Annotated in this window: 14 protein-coding genes and 1 pseudogene; 4 read left to right on the top strand and 11 right to left on the bottom strand. The window is 53.7% G+C overall.

Annotation, left to right across the window (positions count from 1 at the left end; translation table 11 throughout):
* Window positions 1–117 precede the first annotated feature (117 nt).
* Both JOE34_RS02570 and JOE34_RS02565 read left to right on the top strand, forming a co-directional pair.
* Entirely contained in the window at window positions 118–1,206 is a 1,089-nt protein-coding gene (locus JOE34_RS02570) for a LysR family transcriptional regulator (RefSeq protein ID WP_161421643.1), read from the top strand.
* Window positions 1,207–1,495: 289 nt separating this feature from the next.
* Window positions 1,496–2,356 carry an EamA family transporter gene (locus JOE34_RS02565; protein ID WP_122220601.1) on the top strand — a complete coding sequence of 287 codons (861 nt, stop codon included), beginning with the start codon at window positions 1,496–1,498 and terminating at the stop codon, window positions 2,354–2,356.
* Window positions 2,357–2,579: 223 nt separating this feature from the next.
* Here JOE34_RS02565 and JOE34_RS02560 read toward each other — a convergent pair.
* A pseudogene (locus JOE34_RS02560) lies at window positions 2,580–3,038 on the bottom strand (DNA topoisomerase III); the annotation flags it as partial.
* 729 nt (window positions 3,039–3,767) lie between these two features.
* On the opposite strand from JOE34_RS02560, the gene JOE34_RS02555 reads away from it, so the two are divergent.
* Window positions 3,768–4,220: a hypothetical protein gene (locus tag JOE34_RS02555; protein WP_003392770.1), complete on the top strand. Its 453-nt coding sequence runs from the start codon at window positions 3,768–3,770 to the stop codon at window positions 4,218–4,220.
* A 212-nt stretch (window positions 4,221–4,432) separates the two neighbouring features.
* Here the strand turns inward: JOE34_RS02555 and JOE34_RS02550 are convergent, their stop codons facing one another.
* The 4 genes from JOE34_RS02550 to JOE34_RS02535 form a co-directional block, all read right to left on the bottom strand.
* Window positions 4,433–5,614, bottom strand: coding sequence for a glycoside hydrolase family 10 protein (locus tag JOE34_RS02550; RefSeq protein ID WP_003392769.1), 1,182 nt, complete (start codon window positions 5,612–5,614; stop codon window positions 4,433–4,435).
* Between the two features lie 219 nt (window positions 5,615–5,833).
* Window positions 5,834–7,129, bottom strand: a complete 1,296-nt coding sequence (locus tag JOE34_RS02545; protein WP_032661026.1) for a glycoside hydrolase family 68 protein — start codon at window positions 7,127–7,129, stop codon at window positions 5,834–5,836.
* Window positions 7,130–7,140: 11 nt separating this feature from the next.
* Window positions 7,141–7,326 (bottom strand): Com family DNA-binding transcriptional regulator, encoded by a 186-nt coding sequence (locus JOE34_RS02540; RefSeq protein WP_003317600.1) that lies wholly within the window; start codon window positions 7,324–7,326, stop codon window positions 7,141–7,143.
* Between the two features lie 510 nt (window positions 7,327–7,836).
* On the bottom strand, window positions 7,837–8,277 hold the full coding sequence (locus JOE34_RS02535) for an MEKHLA domain-containing protein (RefSeq protein ID WP_003347002.1): 441 nt from the start codon (window positions 8,275–8,277) through the stop codon (window positions 7,837–7,839).
* 485 nt (window positions 8,278–8,762) lie between these two features.
* On the opposite strand from JOE34_RS02535, the gene trpC reads away from it, so the two are divergent.
* The gene (gene trpC / locus JOE34_RS02530; RefSeq protein ID WP_003317813.1) at window positions 8,763–9,563 is read left to right on the top strand and encodes an indole-3-glycerol phosphate synthase TrpC; all 801 of its coding nucleotides are present in this window, start codon (window positions 8,763–8,765) and stop codon (window positions 9,561–9,563) included.
* Between the two features lie 129 nt (window positions 9,564–9,692).
* On the opposite strand, the gene JOE34_RS02525 is transcribed toward trpC, so the two are convergent.
* From JOE34_RS02525 to JOE34_RS02500, 6 genes are all read right to left on the bottom strand, one after another.
* On the bottom strand, window positions 9,693–11,312 hold the full coding sequence (locus JOE34_RS02525; protein WP_024663906.1) for a methyl-accepting chemotaxis protein: 1,620 nt from the start codon (window positions 11,310–11,312) through the stop codon (window positions 9,693–9,695).
* Between the two features lie 264 nt (window positions 11,313–11,576).
* A complete protein-coding gene (locus JOE34_RS02520; protein ID WP_003392762.1) occupies window positions 11,577–12,569 on the bottom strand; it encodes a LacI family DNA-binding transcriptional regulator in 993 nt (330 codons plus the stop codon).
* A gap of 67 nt (window positions 12,570–12,636) precedes the next feature.
* On the bottom strand, window positions 12,637–14,151 hold the full coding sequence (locus tag JOE34_RS02515; RefSeq protein ID WP_209995088.1) for a glycoside hydrolase family 32 protein: 1,515 nt from the start codon (window positions 14,149–14,151) through the stop codon (window positions 12,637–12,639).
* The gene (ugpC, locus tag JOE34_RS02510; protein ID WP_024663908.1) at window positions 14,148–15,293 is read right to left on the bottom strand and encodes a sn-glycerol-3-phosphate ABC transporter ATP-binding protein UgpC; all 1,146 of its coding nucleotides are present in this window, start codon (window positions 15,291–15,293) and stop codon (window positions 14,148–14,150) included. Before ugpC ends, JOE34_RS02515 begins: the two co-directional genes overlap by 4 nt.
* Window positions 15,294–15,320: 27 nt before the next feature.
* Window positions 15,321–16,163, bottom strand: coding sequence for a carbohydrate ABC transporter permease (locus tag JOE34_RS02505; protein WP_003392758.1), 843 nt, complete (start codon window positions 16,161–16,163; stop codon window positions 15,321–15,323).
* The gene (locus tag JOE34_RS02500) at window positions 16,160–17,122 is read right to left on the bottom strand and encodes a sugar ABC transporter permease (RefSeq protein ID WP_003392756.1); all 963 of its coding nucleotides are present in this window, start codon (window positions 17,120–17,122) and stop codon (window positions 16,160–16,162) included. The genes JOE34_RS02505 and JOE34_RS02500 overlap by 4 nt, the downstream gene beginning before the upstream one ends.
* Window positions 17,123–17,125: the final 3 nt, after the last annotated feature.

The raw sequence follows: 17,125 nt of genomic DNA, 5'->3' as shown, positions 1-17,125 counted from the left end.
AAACCCTTCAATAACAGCACCTGGGCTCCCTGGGTGCTCACGCTCAAAGCTACCATTTCTAAACTTTTAATGTCTGCGGTAACAGAATTTTGGTATCGTCATACAGGTTGTTGCTCGATGCAAACGAGCTTCACCAGCAGGCATAATGCCAGCAAGATAACAATAATAACTAGTGATAATTGCGCTTATTTAACTGCCTCCCCATTTATGAGCAAATTTCAGCGTGCTTCGCTCGCTACCGCTGCTCGTCCCTGTTTTGTGTGCAATGGATATTTTATGCGTAGGGATCAAATCGACATTTTACCGTATATGGCAGCTTTTGCGATTGTTGTCGAGGTAGGGAGTTTTATCGAAGCCTCAGACGTGCTAGGCATCACCGCTTCCGCTGTAAGTAGACAAGTTTCTAAGCTAGAGAGGGCTTTATCGCTCAGATTGCTAGAGCGTAGTACTAGACATCTGAGGTTAAACAATGACGGGGAAAGAGTTTATGATTTCTGCAAAAAGATCCTCGAGAGTTCTTCTCAGATTTTTGAGCTTAAGGAGCAGTTGCATAATGAGCCCAAAGGTATTATAAGAATCGCCGCCCCTAGACTCCTCATACCCGCTCTTAGCGAGGTTATTCCAAGCTTCTTAACTCAGTATCCTCTTATCGACGTACAATCTTTCTTCAGTGGTTTTTCTGAGAGTGATAATAACACTGACACTGAGATGGATATCATACTTAAGCTCTCAGCGGTTCCGCCTTCTAATTTTATTGCGCGGAAGCTTACTGATGTTCGTCGAAGCCTATATGCTTCGTCACAGTACTTAGAGTGTCACGGGTTGCCTACGTCTGTTGATAAACTTGCTCTTCATAGTTTCATCAAAATAAACAATCGGGTTGACGAAAAAGAATGGCATTTTAAAAGCGATGATCGTACATGCTCGTTTGAGGTTTCTAGCCGCTATAGCGCTAATGATTATGAGGCTGCGCTCAATGCAGCGATAGGTCATCTTGGAATTGTGGCATTACCAAGGCTTTATGCAAGGGCTGCGGTAAGAGAGGGGTTGGTAGTGCCTGTTTTAGTTGATTGGCAGTTGATAGATGGCGGAGAGAAAGAGTTTGTTTGGTTTCTCTATAATCAAAACAAGTACGGGTCTTTGAAAGTCAAGGCTGCAGTAGAGTACTTAATAAAGCATCTGCGCCTTAATTTAGAAATTGATTAGTATAAGCTATGCGATAACTTCACTCTGCACTAATATTTAATGCAATAGCGGGGGCGCTTTTTGGGCTTGTTGCGCCCTTTCTAACCTTTATATCGTCATCACTTCTCACAACCGTGCCAACCTATATCCCCGCAGCTTTTAACGCGGTTTGGAAATTCATGCTCCTTTGGTGCTCTGTAAAGACTTGACAAGTGAAATGACAGCAAAAACAAAATCTTGTACAATAGTGCCCTTTCCGAGCTTAGAGCTCGTTGTCAACGTTTTTACTGTGTTGGGATAAGGAAATCTTATGGATGTGTTGATGGGGTTGTTGGCAGCATTGATGTGGGGAGGAACAGATTTTTTGGTAGGGTTGAACGCTAGGGCCGTTGGGGTTAAGCGGGCAGTTTTTTTTGGGCAAATGGTGGGTTTTACCATAACTACCGCGTTACTCTTATTTTTTCCAAGTGTTATTATTAATGCTATTTCAGTCTCTGTGAATGTATGGCTCTTTGGATTTCTTGCATCTTCGTTTACGGTCCTTGGAGCGCTGGCTATATCTAAAGCGTTTGCCCTTGGTAAAGCTTCTATAGTTGCTCCTGTAGTTACGTCGTACGGTGTTGTCACCACACTGCTTTCGTGGGCAAGTGGAGAGTATTTAACTGTATTTCAGTTGGTGTTTATAGTTGTATGTGTTTTTGGAGTCATCTTATCGAGTGTACAACCTAAGTCGGATGCTCAGCCTGGAAATCATACTCGCAAATCTATTCTTTTTGCTATATTGGCAGCTATGCTTTATGGCACAAGCTTTTGGCTTCAGGGTAGGTTTACCCTCCAATACTTAGGCCCCATTGCCATGCTATGGCTAAGCTACGCTGTCGGTATTACTATTCTTCTATTCATGATGATTAATGTGAAGAATGGCCTAAGAATACCGAGACCTAGAAGTTGTTTTTTGTTGATCGCCACAAGTCTACTTAATCTCGGCGGATTTTCCGCTTTCTCTTGGGGAACAGCTCTCGGGTCTGTTTCCATTGTGACGGTAATCAGTACTCTTTCTGGTGGGGTCGCAGCAATTCTCGGATTTCTTTTCTTCAAGGAACGTTTGGGGATGATTCAAATTTCTGGCGTTTTGTTAGTTATACTCGGTGCTGTGATGCTCCATTCTTAATTTTCTCTCGATAGTTATTAAATGTTTAAGCATGTTTTCTCATGTTTAGCTTCAGATGACTCGTGGAGATATTGTGTGAATAACTAATCAGTAAACTCAGTTCTGTAATTTGCTTCAATAAATTTGAATCCAGTTCCGATTATGGAATGACGAGCGCCGTCTGATTTCAAAGTTTACTTAATCAACGTTTTTTTAAATAAGGCCACCCGAAGATGGCCTTGTTTTACGAGTTTATGAGTTGCCTTGCAAGGGCCATTTCCACAGAATCACCGTCCTGGTTCAACGAATCAAGTCCGGACTCTGGAACATCCCCTGAAGTGCTCTGCGATACGGCGATCTTCTTGGCCATCAGCTGCAGGCAGGTAATCTGCGAGCTGCCGATGTAGCCGAAAAAGATCACCCGGACGTCCTGCTTCTGTCCGATCCTCCATGAGCGCCTTGCCGCCTGTTGCACCGTGTAGACGTTGTAACCCGTCTGCATGAAGGCAATGGTTGGAAAGTCGAGCAGATCCAGGCCTGTTTTTACGAGCTCCGGGTTGGTGATCAGTACGTCGACGCCTCGATCAACCTGGTCAAGGATCCAGTACTCGCGCCTGGCGGTGTCCACCGATGCACGAAGCACTGCCACCTTCAGTCCCGATTGTTCGAGCACCCGCTTCATGCGGCTTGTGGTGTCTCTGGTATGGATGCGCGCGGGAATGGGATCGCTGGCCAAAGCGCGATTGTCCATGAGCATCTGCCACAGCTGCTGGTCGACGGTGTCTTCAGCCAAGGGTTGACGCAGTGCGCCCAGTCTTGCGAATCGGTGCTGGTCGCTGCGCGTGATTTGATTGCACTCTTCTTGTTCTGCCTGGCTGAGTATCACCGGCACAGTCTGCCGCTGTTTACCCTTCAGGTTACCCCGACCATTTTCGCCCAGCTGTATCAGGGTTGAAGATCAGGACTCAAGAGCACTCGCTTTGAGTCCAACAGAAAAGGTGTCCTTCGGCAGCGCTATACATCGGCCGATAATGGCAGATTGAGTAAGTCTACAAAGCTCTAACGCAGTTGATTAGCCTGACCTGCCGACCCATCCGGCCAGTTCCAGCATTTCGGGGCCTATATGTCGCATACATTCATTCTCAGCGAAGTGAGCAATGAGGATAGGTGGGCTTTATGATGTATTGCAGTTGTCATATTAAAGCGCAGCTCTGTGGTAGCTCTGATGGACCACGCGGTTTCCTGATGCTACGCGATGGGCATTTGGCAGCCGCAGGCTGGCTAGTTCATAAATGGTATGCAGTACATACCCGAAAATTGTAACATTGCCAACGTAGGTAACAGTCTCAGTACGTTGATGCAACGTCATCCATAGAATCAGACGAGGAAAAGTGAAGTGAAATTAATCACAACGGTAACCACAAGTCTGCTAATGCTCATGAACGGTGCTCACGCCGAAGGACTGACCACCTCGGTGGATGGTAAAGAACTGACGGTTAGCTTCGGCCAGCCCACCATTAAGCAAGTGCTGCATTACCGTAAAATGTACGACAAAAAACCGTTCCCCGATGCCGAAATTTATTACTACGATAATGGCACTTACAAACTGATTTCGCAGGGTGAAAACCACTATGGCGTTTACTCCATAGAGGGCAATGTAGATGAGGAAACTTTCACTGTGCGTTTCATTTCTCTGCCTTCTAGCGACTGGGGGAATAAAACGGCCTTTCATCAGTTGACGTTCGTTCGTGGAGACAAGCAAAATATATTCATCCAGAACGCGATTGTTGGTACCGGCGAGGCCCTTGCCCAGCAGAACGGCACTTATACCCAGGAAAAAAATACCGTCACAAATCCGGTGTCTACCACGTGGAAAAATAAATAATCTTCATGGAGCGTCTAGTCGTGGAGCTACGTCTATATCCAGCTGCCAGGAAAATTCACCATGACATCCGTTGCGCATCTCTCAAGAATGGAAACTTGAGGACGATTTCAACGAACGGTTGAGCCAATATTGCCTGTATTGAGCGGGCGAAATCCATTTTAAAAAAGCCTTATTACAAGGGCTTCCCCATTGCGCAGAAGCCCAACAAAAAATTAGACGTCGGTCCAGCGACGCTTCAGGTAGTCAACCACCTGCTGAGTCTGTGAGGCCCGCAGAAATATATGTCGAAAAAACATGCACCCGGACACCTCAGCCAGAGAATCATTCAGGTCAAGCTGACGGGTCATTTCAGGCACGCCTCCCTCAACCGTCCAGTCGGGCTCGGCTGCTGATGCCGTTCCCACTTTATACAGAGCCATACCAATATATAACGCTGTGCCGGTACCCCTCACGGTATCCGCCCACCACTGTGTGATGACGTCATAGCGGGCAACCTCCCGGGCAAACGGCCAGTAGACCTGCGGGGCGATATAATCAATGATGCCGTCAATGACCCATTTTCGCGTGTCTGCATACGCGAAATCGTAATTAGGTGCACCGGCCTGCGTATCAGACCCCAGCGGGTCGTTAGATTTATTCCGCCAGACGCCTGCCGGACTGATACCAAACAAGACATCCGTGTTAACGGCGGCTATTTTTTTATGGCATGCATCAACCAGCGAATACGTGTTATTCCGTCGCCAGTCGGCCTTTGTGGTAAAGGTCGTATTGTAGGTCTGGTAGGTCGCATCATCATTGAGCAGGGAATCTGCGGATTCATAATAAAAGTAATCGTCGAACTGAATGGCATCAACATCGTATCGAGTGACAATTTCTTCAACAATACGACTCACCCACGCCTGAACTTCAGGTATGCCGGGATTGAGCACAAAGCGCTTCGCTGATGTTCCTGTCCATTCCGGATGCAGTTTAAACACACTGGCCGGCGAGTCAGAGGATGAGTTATTCAACTCTTCTATTGTGGCATCACTGGTGTTCATTGATACGCGGTACGGGTTCACCCATGCGTGCAGCTCAATATGACGAGCGTGTGCCTGCTCAACAGCATAAGCCAGTGGGTCGAAGCCGGGATTTTTCCCGAGCGTCCCCGTCAGGTATTTCGACCATGGAAGCAGGTCTGATGCGTAGAATGCATCTGCGCAGGGAACAACCTGGAATATAACCGCAGTCATTTTCATGGACACAATGTCATCAAGAATGCGGGTCAACTCTTCTTTCTGTGTACTGACACGTACAGCCTCATCAGTGATGGCCAGAGATGAGACTGACGGCCAGTCAAGATTCGTAACGGTTGCGACCCAAGTCGCCTTGAGATTTTTCTTCGCGGTCGCCATTGCGGCTTCTCCTTTGTGCTGGGGTCTGAGGAAACGAAATACGCTGTCCATGCATGGGCATTTTGAAATGCCTGTTCATTAACGAGTACGACACCTTCCAAGACGCTGGTAGGTAACCATGGCCGAGCAGATCATCGCGATGAGCGAGTTGCTGGGCTGAACGCCTGAAGAACGCCTGCTTGCACAGGCGTTCTTCAGGCATCGTACGTGGACGGCGTGTCAGCTCAGTTGCACGTCTTTCATCGCAGGAATGTAACCGTAGTCATATTCTTCCTGCACGAACGAGCGATCCCCCTTCAACAGGATTCTCACCGTCGGCGCCTCGGTGCCGCCGATACGATAATCCTCACCTTCGGTGGGCACGCTGTCGATGAATGAAGTCACCAGGCCGTTCGGCATGACGCAGTGGGAATACGTCTGGAAAGGCTGCTCGGGCGGATTGCCGAGCACCAGGCCGGAAGCGTTCATTGGCCGGTACGGGCCGAACAAATGTTCGCCGACAAAACCGTAGACACCGTCTGGTCCTGTAATACCATCGGCATACGTAAACTTGTGACTGATGGTGAACAAGTAATACTTGCCGTCCTGAAAGACATAGTGCGGGCGCTCGGTCTGATCGTTCACGCCGACGGCTGTCACCAAGGGCGGAAGTATTTCCCACTCTTCACCCGTGAGATCTTTTGCGACCGCCAGGCCGATACAACCTACCTGGAATCTGGCCCCTCCCACGTCTTCATGACCTGGTGGCACAGGACCCAGTTCGACACTCCCTACTGTGTGCGAACCGCGTTCACCGGCGACGTTGCCTTCAAACACCATATACAACTTACCGTCATTGGGATCAATGAACGGGCTGGGGTCGCGAAAGTTCCAGGTCGAGTTCTGCGCTTCGGTTTGATAATAGGTGCCGTCGGCCTCGAACAGCTTTTTGACCTGGGTAAAGTCTTTCAACTCCACGCCCTGATCGGACGTCACAATACGGCCACGTACTTTGGCGATCGCTGCGCCGGGTGTGACGCAGGTGTAATAAAGATCAATATCGCCTTTGTCATTCAACAGTATGGGGGTGCCCGCCCACTCTCGGGTGGTGGGCGATACACCCTCGGCCATTACGCGACCACCAAAGATCCAGTCCTTGCCGGTACGCGAGTACCAGTAGCACATGCGTGCACGGCCATGACGATCTTCCCAGTCACGCTTGATGTCATAACGGCCATTGGCGTCGAGGTATTGCGGATCATTGGGGTGACGGTCAGCCGTCAGGGTCAGGATGACCGACCAGCCGTTGACCGAAACCACCGTGCCATCCAGTTCGCGCAGCGGCATGGTGTCCCAGATGAATACCGTATCACTCATGACAGGAAAGTCCGCACTGACCAGTGGCTGCGTGGTGGTCGGATCATTTTCATTGACCTTCAGCGCATCGGCGCGGGACCAGACAGTGGGAGCGTATTTGATGTTACCTGCTAGAGGACTATTTTTGTGCTGGATTACAGCAGAGCTGCTATTGGACATAATTGATACCTTTAAATAGCTTTGGGAGGCAGCAGCGACGCTGCTGTACCTCTTTCGCTCAAAGGCGATAACTCGAGGCTCGCGGCCTTCACATGATTCAGCGTCCCGCAGCGGGGGCACTTGATTTGGAGTTCGGTGTAGTCACCCATGCGAGCCAGCAGCTTCTTGCACTGTCCGCATCGGTAGTCTTTCAACATTTGCACGGGTCTCCTTGTATTTCGCCCAATGAAAAACCCCGCCGAGGCGGGGTTTGGGGTGGATCGCAATGTATCGGTTGGCGCTGTTAAAAAGCCCGTATCCGATGGCTGCCCTGAGGCGCAAATCGCATATCGTGGTGTCTTTTTACCCGCATCCGGAAAGTCTGGAAAGAAGCACTTTTGGGGAAGGTCGAGTTTGGCCGGAGTTCAACAAGAGTTCGACCACAGCTGCGCAATCGACCCGGATAAACGGTGCGAGACAGCGCTTTGATTGGAGGCGCGGTGCTTCAGGCGTGTACAAAGTCAGTTGATTCCAGAGCACGGGCGCAGCCATGAATGAAACGACCAGTTTGAGGTGATCGGACGTTTGACGGGGGATAAATCTGCACTGGAAAGCGGGGACTTCTGCGTCATCGAATCGGCAGGATGGAGCGTGGGGTGATGCTTCTGGACAAGGTGGTTGGTCAGGTTGTCTGCTCGAGCATGAGCAGACAACCATTCCGAAAAACCTTAATCCACAACGCCAATACGCTGCTCATCCGGCCAGAACAACGCGGCTTGCCCGCACGCCTGGCCCTGCGAATTCAATAAGGTCCACACCACACCTGCGTAGATCATGAACGGTTGATTATTCGCATCCACTCGCCAGCCGCTGTAGCCCTCAGCGATGCCATTGGCGGTGACTTGCTCCAGCAATACCTGACGCTGAGCACGATCGAGCTCCGAGGCGCTGAAACGTGAGGGCATGCCGATGAAACTGTCGCGCGGGTACTTGAAGCATTGCAGCGCGCATTCGTTCACGTAGGTAAAGCGCGGGTCCGTGGCGCCATCGTGGGCCAACAGGCTATAGGGAGCTTGTGTATGCAGCCAGGTGAGGCGTTGTTGCGAGTCCAGTTGCCGAGGGGACGGCAGTCCGTGGCCGGTCCAATGTCGGTAGCTTTCATCGAGCATCTGTATGAACTGTTCTTGAGACACCTGTCACCTCGCATCGTCAGTTGGAAACGTTTGCCCTTTGGTTGCCCACCATAGCGCGCGCAAGATCGCCACGATGCTGCCGGCCTCGTCGCTGCTCTTGGCCGCCAGGGGTGTAATCAACGAGCACGCAAAGAAAGCTTTTATTAGAGACTTTATTTTTGAGACAGTACGCTATATCCAGGCTGCAACGGTAAGTTGATGTTGTTTTGCCATCTTGGTCGCCTGGCTTCAATGAAGGAGTACATTACCGAGGAGCGTATGCTCTGGGTTTACATCATAATCCATTATGATATATTTAGAGTGCATGATATTTAAAGATTGATAAATTAAATTTAATTGTTATTTGTCGGTCAGTGAAGGTAGTCTGGTTTGAATGTTGCCAGAGGGCAAGGATGAGCGTTCTTGCGTCAAGCACCACAGGGATTAACGTAATAAACTGCCCGCTAATATGAGTGACTGTCATGAGTGATATTCTAAACAAAATAAAACATTACAAACTTCAAGAAATAGAGGCGGCGAAAGCTGACTTGCCATTCAGCCGCCTTGAACAGCGTGCCCTCGAACAGTCCAGCCCACGCGGTTTTTATAAAGCACTGAAAGCAAAGGAGCAGCAGGGTCTGATAGGCTTAATTGCAGAAATCAAAAAAGCCAGTCCATCAAAAGGTCTGATTCGCGAAGACTTCAACCCTCCTGAACTGGCGAAGGCTTATGAAACCGGTGGCGCCGCCTGTTTATCCGTTCTGACCGACACGCCAAGCTTCCAGGGCTCGCCGCAGTTTCTCATCGATGCGCGAAACGCTTGCGCCCTTCCTGTGTTACGAAAAGACTTCATGTTTGATACGTATCAGGTGTATGAGGCACGTGCCTGGGGCGCGGACTGCATATTGCTGATCATGGCCTCATTGAGTGATGACCTGGCTGCCGAACTTGAAAGTGCGGCCATGACGCTGGGGATGGACGTCCTGGTAGAAGTGCATGACGAACATGAAATGGAGCGTGCGCTCAAACTGTCCTCCCCGCTGCTCGGTGTCAATAACCGTAACCTGCATACCTTCGAAGTAGACCTCGGCACAAGCGAGCGACTGGCATCCATGGTGCCCGCAGGCAAGCTGCTGGTCGGTGAAAGTGGCATCGGCAACCATAACGATTGCCTACGACTCAAAAAATCCGGCATTACTACCTTCCTTGTCGGCGAAAGCCTGATGCGTAAAGAGGATGTTACTGCGGCGACAAGAACACTGCTGACCGGCAGTGCTGACTGACACGTATTAAGCTCCAGGCTCAGAGGAGCGGTTGTGCGCTCCTCTGACGAGTCATGTAGGCAATTGATTTGCCCTGAATGCTGTGGAATCAGTATCCACAGCATTCCGACCTGAAGCAGTAGAAACGCTTTAAAGCGAAAACCTCGCCACCAGCTTGTTCATGTCTGCAGCAAGTACTGAGAGCTCGGAACTGGCCGCCGCTGTCTGATTGGCCCCCGTTGCACTCTGAATGGAAAGATCGCGGATACTCATCAGGTTGCCGTCGACCGAGCGGGCGACTTGCGCCTGTTGCTCCGATGCAGTCGCAATCATCAGGTTCATTTCGTTGATTTCATTGATCGCTTTCGCGATCAGGGTCAGCGCTGCTCCGGCTTCATGAGCGATGGTGAGTGTGCCATCGGCCTGATCGCAACTTTCGCTCATGGCCTTGGTGGCCTGTGCAGTGCCCGTGAGGATGTCGCCAATCATTTTCTCGATTTCCTGAGTCGAGGTCTGAGTGCGATGTGCCAGCGCTCTGACTTCATCCGCCACCACTGCAAAACCGCGTCCCTGCTCACCTGCCCGGGCCGCTTCGATGGCCGCGTTCAGGGCCAGGAGATTGGTTTGCTCCGCAATCGTACGAATGACTTCCAATACCTTGCTGATGTCCTTGGACTGTACGGCCAGACGCTCTACATCGACACTGGTGCTCTGCACGGTCTTGCTCAGTTTCTCGATGGCGTCGACCGTGCTGGTGACTCGCGCTGCGCCGGTGCGGGTTGATTGATCAGAGGCTTTGGCTGCATCCGAGGCAGCGGCAGCATTACGCGCGACCTCATCAACCGCAGCGGTCATCTGGTTGACGGCGGTAGCTGCCTGATCGATTTCGTTATTCTGGCGCAGCAAACCTCTGCTCGACTCTTCGGTGACCGCATTCATTTCCTCGGCGGCGGACGCCAGTTGAGTGGATGAATCGCCAATCAGCCTGATCGTATCGCGCAGATTGTTTTGCATCACCTGGGTAGCGCGCATCAGGTCGGAGAATTCGTCTTTGCCCGTGACGGTAATCACGCTGCGCAGATCACCCTTGGCGATGGTGTCGTTGACCCGCAGCATGTCGCGCAATGGTGCAACGATACTTTTGGTAAACAGCACGGCCAGCACAATCGTCGCCAGCGTCGCGGCTGCAATAATGAAGATCACAAACGTCAAACCACTTTGGTACGACGCCTCGGATTCTTTTCCTGAGTTTGCGGCCTCGTCAATGTTCATTTGAACAAGTCCGTTTACAGCGTCGTCGAGAAGACGGGTAACAGGAGTGACGTTGGAGCTCAGGTAGGCCAGCGCTTCGTTGGCTGCGTTTTTACGGATAAGTGCAGTCACCTGATCGAATGCAACCAGTGCTTTATCGGTGTTTTCAGACACGGCCTTGAACAGTTGTCCTTCTTTATCGCTGGCGACAAACGGGGCGTAAAGGGCTACCTGCTTTTTCAACTCTTCGCTCAGCGAAGCGATCATGCCGGTCGTAGTGGCCATGTCCTGCGGATTGGTCTGGGACAGCATTCGGCGGACTTCCAGTCTCAGGCGCAACATTGAGGCATTGATCCGGTCGGCAACCACCACGCTGGCCAATGCGTCGTCTTCAAGGTCTCTGGCGGTCTCGCGAATGTCTCCCATTTTCCATACTGAAATCCCCCCCAAGGCGACCAATAGGAGCGCAATAAACATAAAGCTGAGTGCTGCGCGTGCAGATACTTTCAGGTTTCTCATTGCCACTGACCTCCTTGTAGAATTTATTTTTACGGTTTTAGAACTATCGGCGACTAAGGGTTTTACTTGAGGGTGGAGAGGTTAGTTGATTTATTAGTTGTGCGCCTTTTTGTGTTCTTGATTTTTTAGTGCGCTATTTTGGGGCGAGAGTTTATATAAGTGAGGGATGACTACAGCTTTCTTAATTTGAGCTATTCGTCAGCAGAAGCTTGAAAAATAAGGAAAAAGCTAAACTGTTAGGGTGGCCGGACGCCCACCCTTCAATCATAACGATTCTCTGACCACCAGTGGGCAGTCCACCGGCTGGGAGCCCGATACGTCAAGGCTGTCGATCAAGTGCCGGGCGGCGTTGCGACCGATCTCGTAATACGGCAGTTGCACCGTGGTCAGCGCAGGAATGAACAGCTCGGCGATGCCGATCATGTTGTCATAACCCAGTACGGCGACATCGCCAGGGATTTTCAGGCCTTGGCCCAGCAGCAGCTGGTAGGCACAAAAGGCAATGCGGTCATTGCCGCAGATCAGAATGTCGAACTGCGGACGGCCATCCAGCATGTGCCGGGCAAGGATGGTGGCGGTTTCCCAATAGGCGTCATGCTCGGACAGGTTGTATTGCAAGAGTTCGTCGCCAGCCAGACCGAATGCCTCGCAGGCACGCTGCATACCCGCTTGGCGGATTTCCCAGGCCAGGCTCTGTTTTGGCAGGTTGATGAACAGCGGGCGTCGATAGCCCTTGCTGAACGCGTGGTGCAAGGCACGGTACTGACCGGTTTCGTCGTCCGGCACATAACTGACCAGGCTGCTGTCATCGGCTACGCAGTTGGCGAGCACCAGCGGTTTGCTCTTCAAGCGCTGGGGGATATTCACTTTGCGTAAGCCCATGGCACTGAAGATCAACCCGTCGGGGCGGTGCGACAGCATCAGGTCGATGTTCTGGTCGGTGGGCGGGTTGCTTAGCAGGTTGAGGATAAATACGTTCCAGCCTGCCTGCTGCGCGGTCTGTTCGATGGACAGCAGCAGCTCGACCGCGAACGGCGTGGTTGCGGTGTCCAGGGCGAATACGCCGATGGTTCGTGTCTGCAGATTGTCGCCGCGAATCCTGCGAGCCGACAGGCTGGGTACGAATTGAAGCTCATCGATCGCGTTGCGCACTCGCTGATACGTCTCGGGGCTCAGTTTTCCCGGATCATTGAGCGCCCGAGATACCGTCATCAGAGACACACCGGCCAGTTTTGCAACGTCTTTAACTGAGGTCATGCGAGGCGGGGCCTGTCGGGTTGACTGATGATTATCATGCTACAGAGACCTGATTTTTTTCGCGACTTCAATGATTTACCGACAGGTATCCCGAGGAGAGTTGCCATGCGTCGGCAATGCAGACTCGGCCTCCGGTTCCATTGGCAATAAGCTTCACCCCCAGGCTGTCGGTCTGTGGATAAAGGCGGCTGCTGAAGCTGAAACTGCCGTTTTGCTCGAACACCTCAATGGATGAGCGATCAAGGAAGATCCGCAGTTCAAGCCGGTCCTGTTGTGGATCTATCGCTACGCTGCGCTGACCGCTGACGTGGGTACCCGACTGATCTCGGTCCAGGACCAAACGTTTTAGCGCCGCATCGTAGTAAAGCAGAGTCTGCTCCTGGCCATCCTGACTGCAGCGCAATGCCACGCCCAGGTGACCTTCGGTACAGTCGAGCAGGTCCAGATGCACGTGGATTTCCAGCATGTCGCCGTGTATGTCGGCCAGCCACTGGCTACCGGCTTCGCTCCACCAGGGAGTGCCTGGCAGTGACTCGTTGCGCAGCGCTGTCAGCTCGCGTGCGGGTTGTACGCAGAGGCGATTTTCGCGCACTTCAAGTTCTCGCGGCAGGCCGAGCATGCCGCGCCAGTGATGCGCTTCGGTTGGGGTCGGGCTCTCCCACATGTCGACCCACGCCCACAGCAGACGTCTGCCATCGGCAGCCACCAGCGTCTGCGCCGCATAGAAGTCGTGGCCGCTGTCTAGCTCGATAAAAGGCCCGCCGGTGAACTGCCATTGACTGTCGACCTGGCCCACTCGATAGCCGGTGTGGAACCTGTTCAGTCGTTCGTAGCGCAGTGCCGGCATGCCCTGGGGGGAGTAAAGCAGTATGTCGCGTCCATTGAGGCCAAACAGGTCCGGGCATTCCCACATATAGCCGTCGCCTTCGGCGCCTGTGGACACATAGCTGACGAATTCCCAAGCGTGCAGATCCGTAGATCGATAGATAGGCAGCAGCGGTTTGTCACCCAGACGTGCGCCGGCAATCAGGTACCAGTGGCCATCCTGTCGCCAGACCTTCGGGTCACGGAAATGAATCATCTCGTCTTGCGGCGGGGTGTCGATGACGGCGCCGTGTTTGACAAAACTGATGCCATCGGTGCTGGTGGCCAGGCACTGCACCTGACGGATAAAACGCTCATCGCCCACTTCACCCAGCCACGTGTGCCCGGTGTAGATCAGTGCCAGGGTATCGCCACACACCACTGCACTGCCGGAAAAACAACCGTCCCGGTCGAAGTCATCACCGGGTGCCAAGGCAATGGGCAGGTGCTGCCAATGGACCAGATCGGCACTCTTCGCATGGCCCCAGTACATCGGGCCCCATTTCGCGTCGAACGGGTGGTGTTGATAGAACACATGATATTCGCCACGAAAGAACACCACCCCGTTGGGGTCATTCATCCAGCCTGCCGGCGGGGCCAGGTGGTAACCGGGCCGATAATCGTGGGCGAGCTGCGACAGGCCCTCTTCCAGCGCATGGTGCGCGCGTTCGAGGGCGGGGGACATCGGGTTGCTCATGGCATTCACGGAAAAACTCATAGGGTGCCTGCTTGTACGAGGTGCGGTGTGGTGCCGGGTGTCAGGTGTTGACTGGCGTCTGTGTGGCGCTTCAGGGCCAGGCCATCGGCGTCGAACAGGTGCAGGTTGCTGTCGTCGAATTGCAGCGCGACCTGGTCGCCCACCTGCCAGCCGGCCTTGGCATCGCAGCGACAAATCAAGGGCTCGCTCGCCCCGGTAGCCAGGTGCACATAGACCTCGCTGCCCAGGTATTCGACACCGGATACCGTGACGCCAACGCCGTTGTTCGCAGCATTGAGGGTGATGTGCTCCGGGCGAACACCCAGGGTCAGTTGCGCATCCTCGGTCAGATTCGAGCTGTCGAAGGGCAGGGATTTCATGCCCAGTGCCGGGATATCGATCAGGCTGTTGCGACCCGGTGCCTGCAAGCTCACGGGCAGAAAATTCATTCTCGGCGAGCCCAGAAAACCGGCGACGAAAAGGCTGGCAGGGCGCTCGTAGAGTTCGCGTGGTGAGCCGACCTGTTCGACCTGACCGCCGTTGAGCACAACAATCTTGTCCGCCAGGGTCATCGCCTCTACCTGATCGTGGGTGACGTAGATCATCGTCGAGCCCAGCCGCTTGTGGAGCCGGGCGATTTCGTTGCGCATCTGAACCCGCAACGAGGCGTCCAGGTTGGAGAGCGGTTCATCGAACAACAGGATGTCCGGTTCCCGCGCCATGGCTCTGCCCATGGCCACACGCTGACGCTGCCCGCCGGACAGTTCCCGGGGCTTGCGCTGCAGCAGTTTGTCCAGTTGCAGGATCTGCGCGGTTTTCAGCACGCGTTCGCGCAGGCTGCTTTTTTCCGTTTTGGCCAGCTTGAGGCCAAAACTGATGTTGTCGTAGACGCTCATGTGCGGGTACAGGGCGTAGGACTGAAAGACCATACCGACACCACGCTCGCGTGGTTCCAGGTCATTGACCCGTCGTCCGTCGATCAGCAGGTCGCCAGCACAGATCGAATCCAGTCCGGCGATCAGGCGCAGCAGTGTCGACTTTCCGCAGCCCGAAGGGCCGACGAACACAACGAACTCACCTGCAGCGATCTCCAGGCTGACGTCGCGCAGAATACGCGTACCGCCCAATTGCTTGTTGATGTTGGCTAGCTTCAATTTCATCACGATGCTGTTCCTTGTCAGTTGTGTGCATCAACCTTTCAACGCGCCGGCAGTGAGGCCGGAAACGATGCGGCGCTGGAAGATCAGCACCAGAATCACCAGTGGGACGGTCACCAGCACCGACGCCGCCATCAACAGACCCCAGGGCAATTCGTGGGAGCTGCCACCCGAGATCAGGGCGATGGCGACCGGGACCGTTCGTTGCGCGTCTGTCAGGGTGAAGGTCAGGGCAAACAGGAACTCGTTCCACGCGGCAATGAACGCCAGCAGGCCGGTCGTGACCAGTGCGGGCCACAGCAACGGCAACAACACGCGGGTCAGCGTGACCCAGGGCGATGCGCCATCCATGATTGCCGCTTCTTCCAGTTCATGTGGCAGTTGCCCCATGAAGGTGGTCAGCACCCAGACGGTGAAGGGCAGGGTAAAAATCGTGTAGCTCAGGATCAGCGCCCACGAGGTGTTGTACAGACCCAGTGCGCGGATCACTTCAAACAGTCCCGACAGCACCGCGACCTGAGGAAACATCGAGACGCCGAGCACCATCATCAGCACCGTGCCGCGCCCTCGGAACTTGACCCTGCCCAAGGCATAGGACGCCGTCAGGCCGAGGAACAGCGCCAGCACCACCACACTCAGCGCAACCACCAGTGAGTTGGCGATGGCCTGCAGGAATGAAGCCTGGCTGAGGACCGCTGCGTAATTGGAGAAGTCGGCTTCGGTGATCCAGTAGCTCACTTCAAACAAGGCGCTGGACGGTTTCAGCGAGGTCAGGACGGCGTAATAGAAAGGGAAGATCGCGTACAGCAGCACGACCCCGACCAGGCCCCAGAAGGCCAGGCGCAGCAGCGCTTTCTTCAGTGTGCGCAGGTTCATGAGCGCACCTCCAGCTGGCGACGTCCGAGGTACAGGTAAAGCATGGCAATCACGGCCACGACCAGAAACAGCAGGGTGGAGGCGGCGCTGCCGTAGCCGACGTCCTGGAATTCCACCAGGTGCTGGCGGGCATAGACCGACATGCTCATGGTGCTCGAAGAGTTGGAGGTCAGTACGTAGATGACGTCGAAGACCCGCAACGAGTCGAGGATGCGAAAGATCGCGGCGACCAACAAGGCGGGCATCAGCAACGGCAAGGTGACACGCCAGAACACCCGCACCGGATGAATGCCGTCGACCCGGGCGGCTTCGTAACAATCGCTTGGCAGCATCTGCAGTGCCGCGAGCATCAGCAGGGTGACAAAGGGCACGGTCTTCCAGACGTCGACAATGATCACTGCCCACATCGACAGGTCCGCATCTGCCGTCCAGGCCAGCGGCGCGTCGATCAGGCCCAGGCCCAGCATCATGTGGTTGATGATGCCGAACTGGTCGTTGAGCATCCATGACCAGATCTTCGCCGAGACGATGGTCGGAATCGCCCACGGGATCAGAATCAACGCACGCACCAGCGCGCGGCCGGTGAACTTGACGTTCAACAGCAGCGCCACCATCAGTCCCAGAACCATTTCCAGCCCGACCGACACCACGGTGAAATGCAGGGTGTTGCGCACCGCGTTCCACCATTGCGGATCGACCAGAACGCCAGACCAGATGACGCCGTCGTAGAGCAGATAATTGCTCAGGCCCACGAATGAGCCACTGCCGGTATCCGACAGATCGGCGTCGGTCAGGCTGAACCAGAATGTGCGCAGCAACGGCCAGGCCGCCACCAGGACCAGGCACACCAGCATCGGCGTCAGAAACAGCCAGGCGGCGCGTAGCCTGCGACGTTGTACAGGCGTTTCCCGGGTGACGAGTTCTTCGTCTCCGGGGTAGTCGGTAGAAGAGACAGGCATGTT

Origin of the sequence: Pseudomonas sp. PvP028 (genome assembly GCF_017832255.1) — a bacterium.
In the GTDB taxonomy this organism is placed as follows: Bacteria; Pseudomonadota; Gammaproteobacteria; order Pseudomonadales; family Pseudomonadaceae; genus Aquipseudomonas; species Aquipseudomonas syringae.
Note: the sequence above shows the minus strand (reverse complement) of the source record. Positions and strands in the feature narration are given on the sequence as shown.

What these genes read in the sequence shown, in the direction of transcription:
- JOE34_RS02570 (WP_161421643.1), top strand. Translation starts at nt 118, where the DNA reads ATGCAAACGAGCTTCACCAGCAGGCATAATGCCAGCAAGATAACAATA.
- JOE34_RS02565 (WP_122220601.1), top strand. Translation starts at nt 1,496, where the DNA reads ATGGATGTGTTGATGGGGTTGTTGGCAGCATTGATGTGGGGAGGAACA.
- JOE34_RS02555 (WP_003392770.1), top strand. Translation starts at nt 3,768, where the DNA reads ATGCTCATGAACGGTGCTCACGCCGAAGGACTGACCACCTCGGTGGAT.
- JOE34_RS02550 (WP_003392769.1), bottom strand. Translation starts at nt 5,614, where the DNA reads ATGGCGACCGCGAAGAAAAATCTCAAGGCGACTTGGGTCGCAACCGTT.
- JOE34_RS02545 (WP_032661026.1), bottom strand. Translation starts at nt 7,129, where the DNA reads ATGTCCAATAGCAGCTCTGCTGTAATCCAGCACAAAAATAGTCCTCTA.
- JOE34_RS02540 (WP_003317600.1), bottom strand. Translation starts at nt 7,326, where the DNA reads ATGTTGAAAGACTACCGATGCGGACAGTGCAAGAAGCTGCTGGCTCGC.
- JOE34_RS02535 (WP_003347002.1), bottom strand. Translation starts at nt 8,277, where the DNA reads ATGCTCGATGAAAGCTACCGACATTGGACCGGCCACGGACTGCCGTCC.
- trpC (WP_003317813.1), top strand. Translation starts at nt 8,763, where the DNA reads ATGAGTGATATTCTAAACAAAATAAAACATTACAAACTTCAAGAAATA.
- JOE34_RS02525 (WP_024663906.1), bottom strand. Translation starts at nt 11,312, where the DNA reads ATGAGAAACCTGAAAGTATCTGCACGCGCAGCACTCAGCTTTATGTTT.
- JOE34_RS02520 (WP_003392762.1), bottom strand. Translation starts at nt 12,569, where the DNA reads ATGACCTCAGTTAAAGACGTTGCAAAACTGGCCGGTGTGTCTCTGATG.
- JOE34_RS02515 (WP_209995088.1), bottom strand. Translation starts at nt 14,151, where the DNA reads ATGAGTTTTTCCGTGAATGCCATGAGCAACCCGATGTCCCCCGCCCTC.
- JOE34_RS02505 (WP_003392758.1), bottom strand. Translation starts at nt 16,163, where the DNA reads ATGAACCTGCGCACACTGAAGAAAGCGCTGCTGCGCCTGGCCTTCTGG.
- JOE34_RS02500 (WP_003392756.1), bottom strand. Translation starts at nt 17,122, where the DNA reads ATGCCTGTCTCTTCTACCGACTACCCCGGAGACGAAGAACTCGTCACC.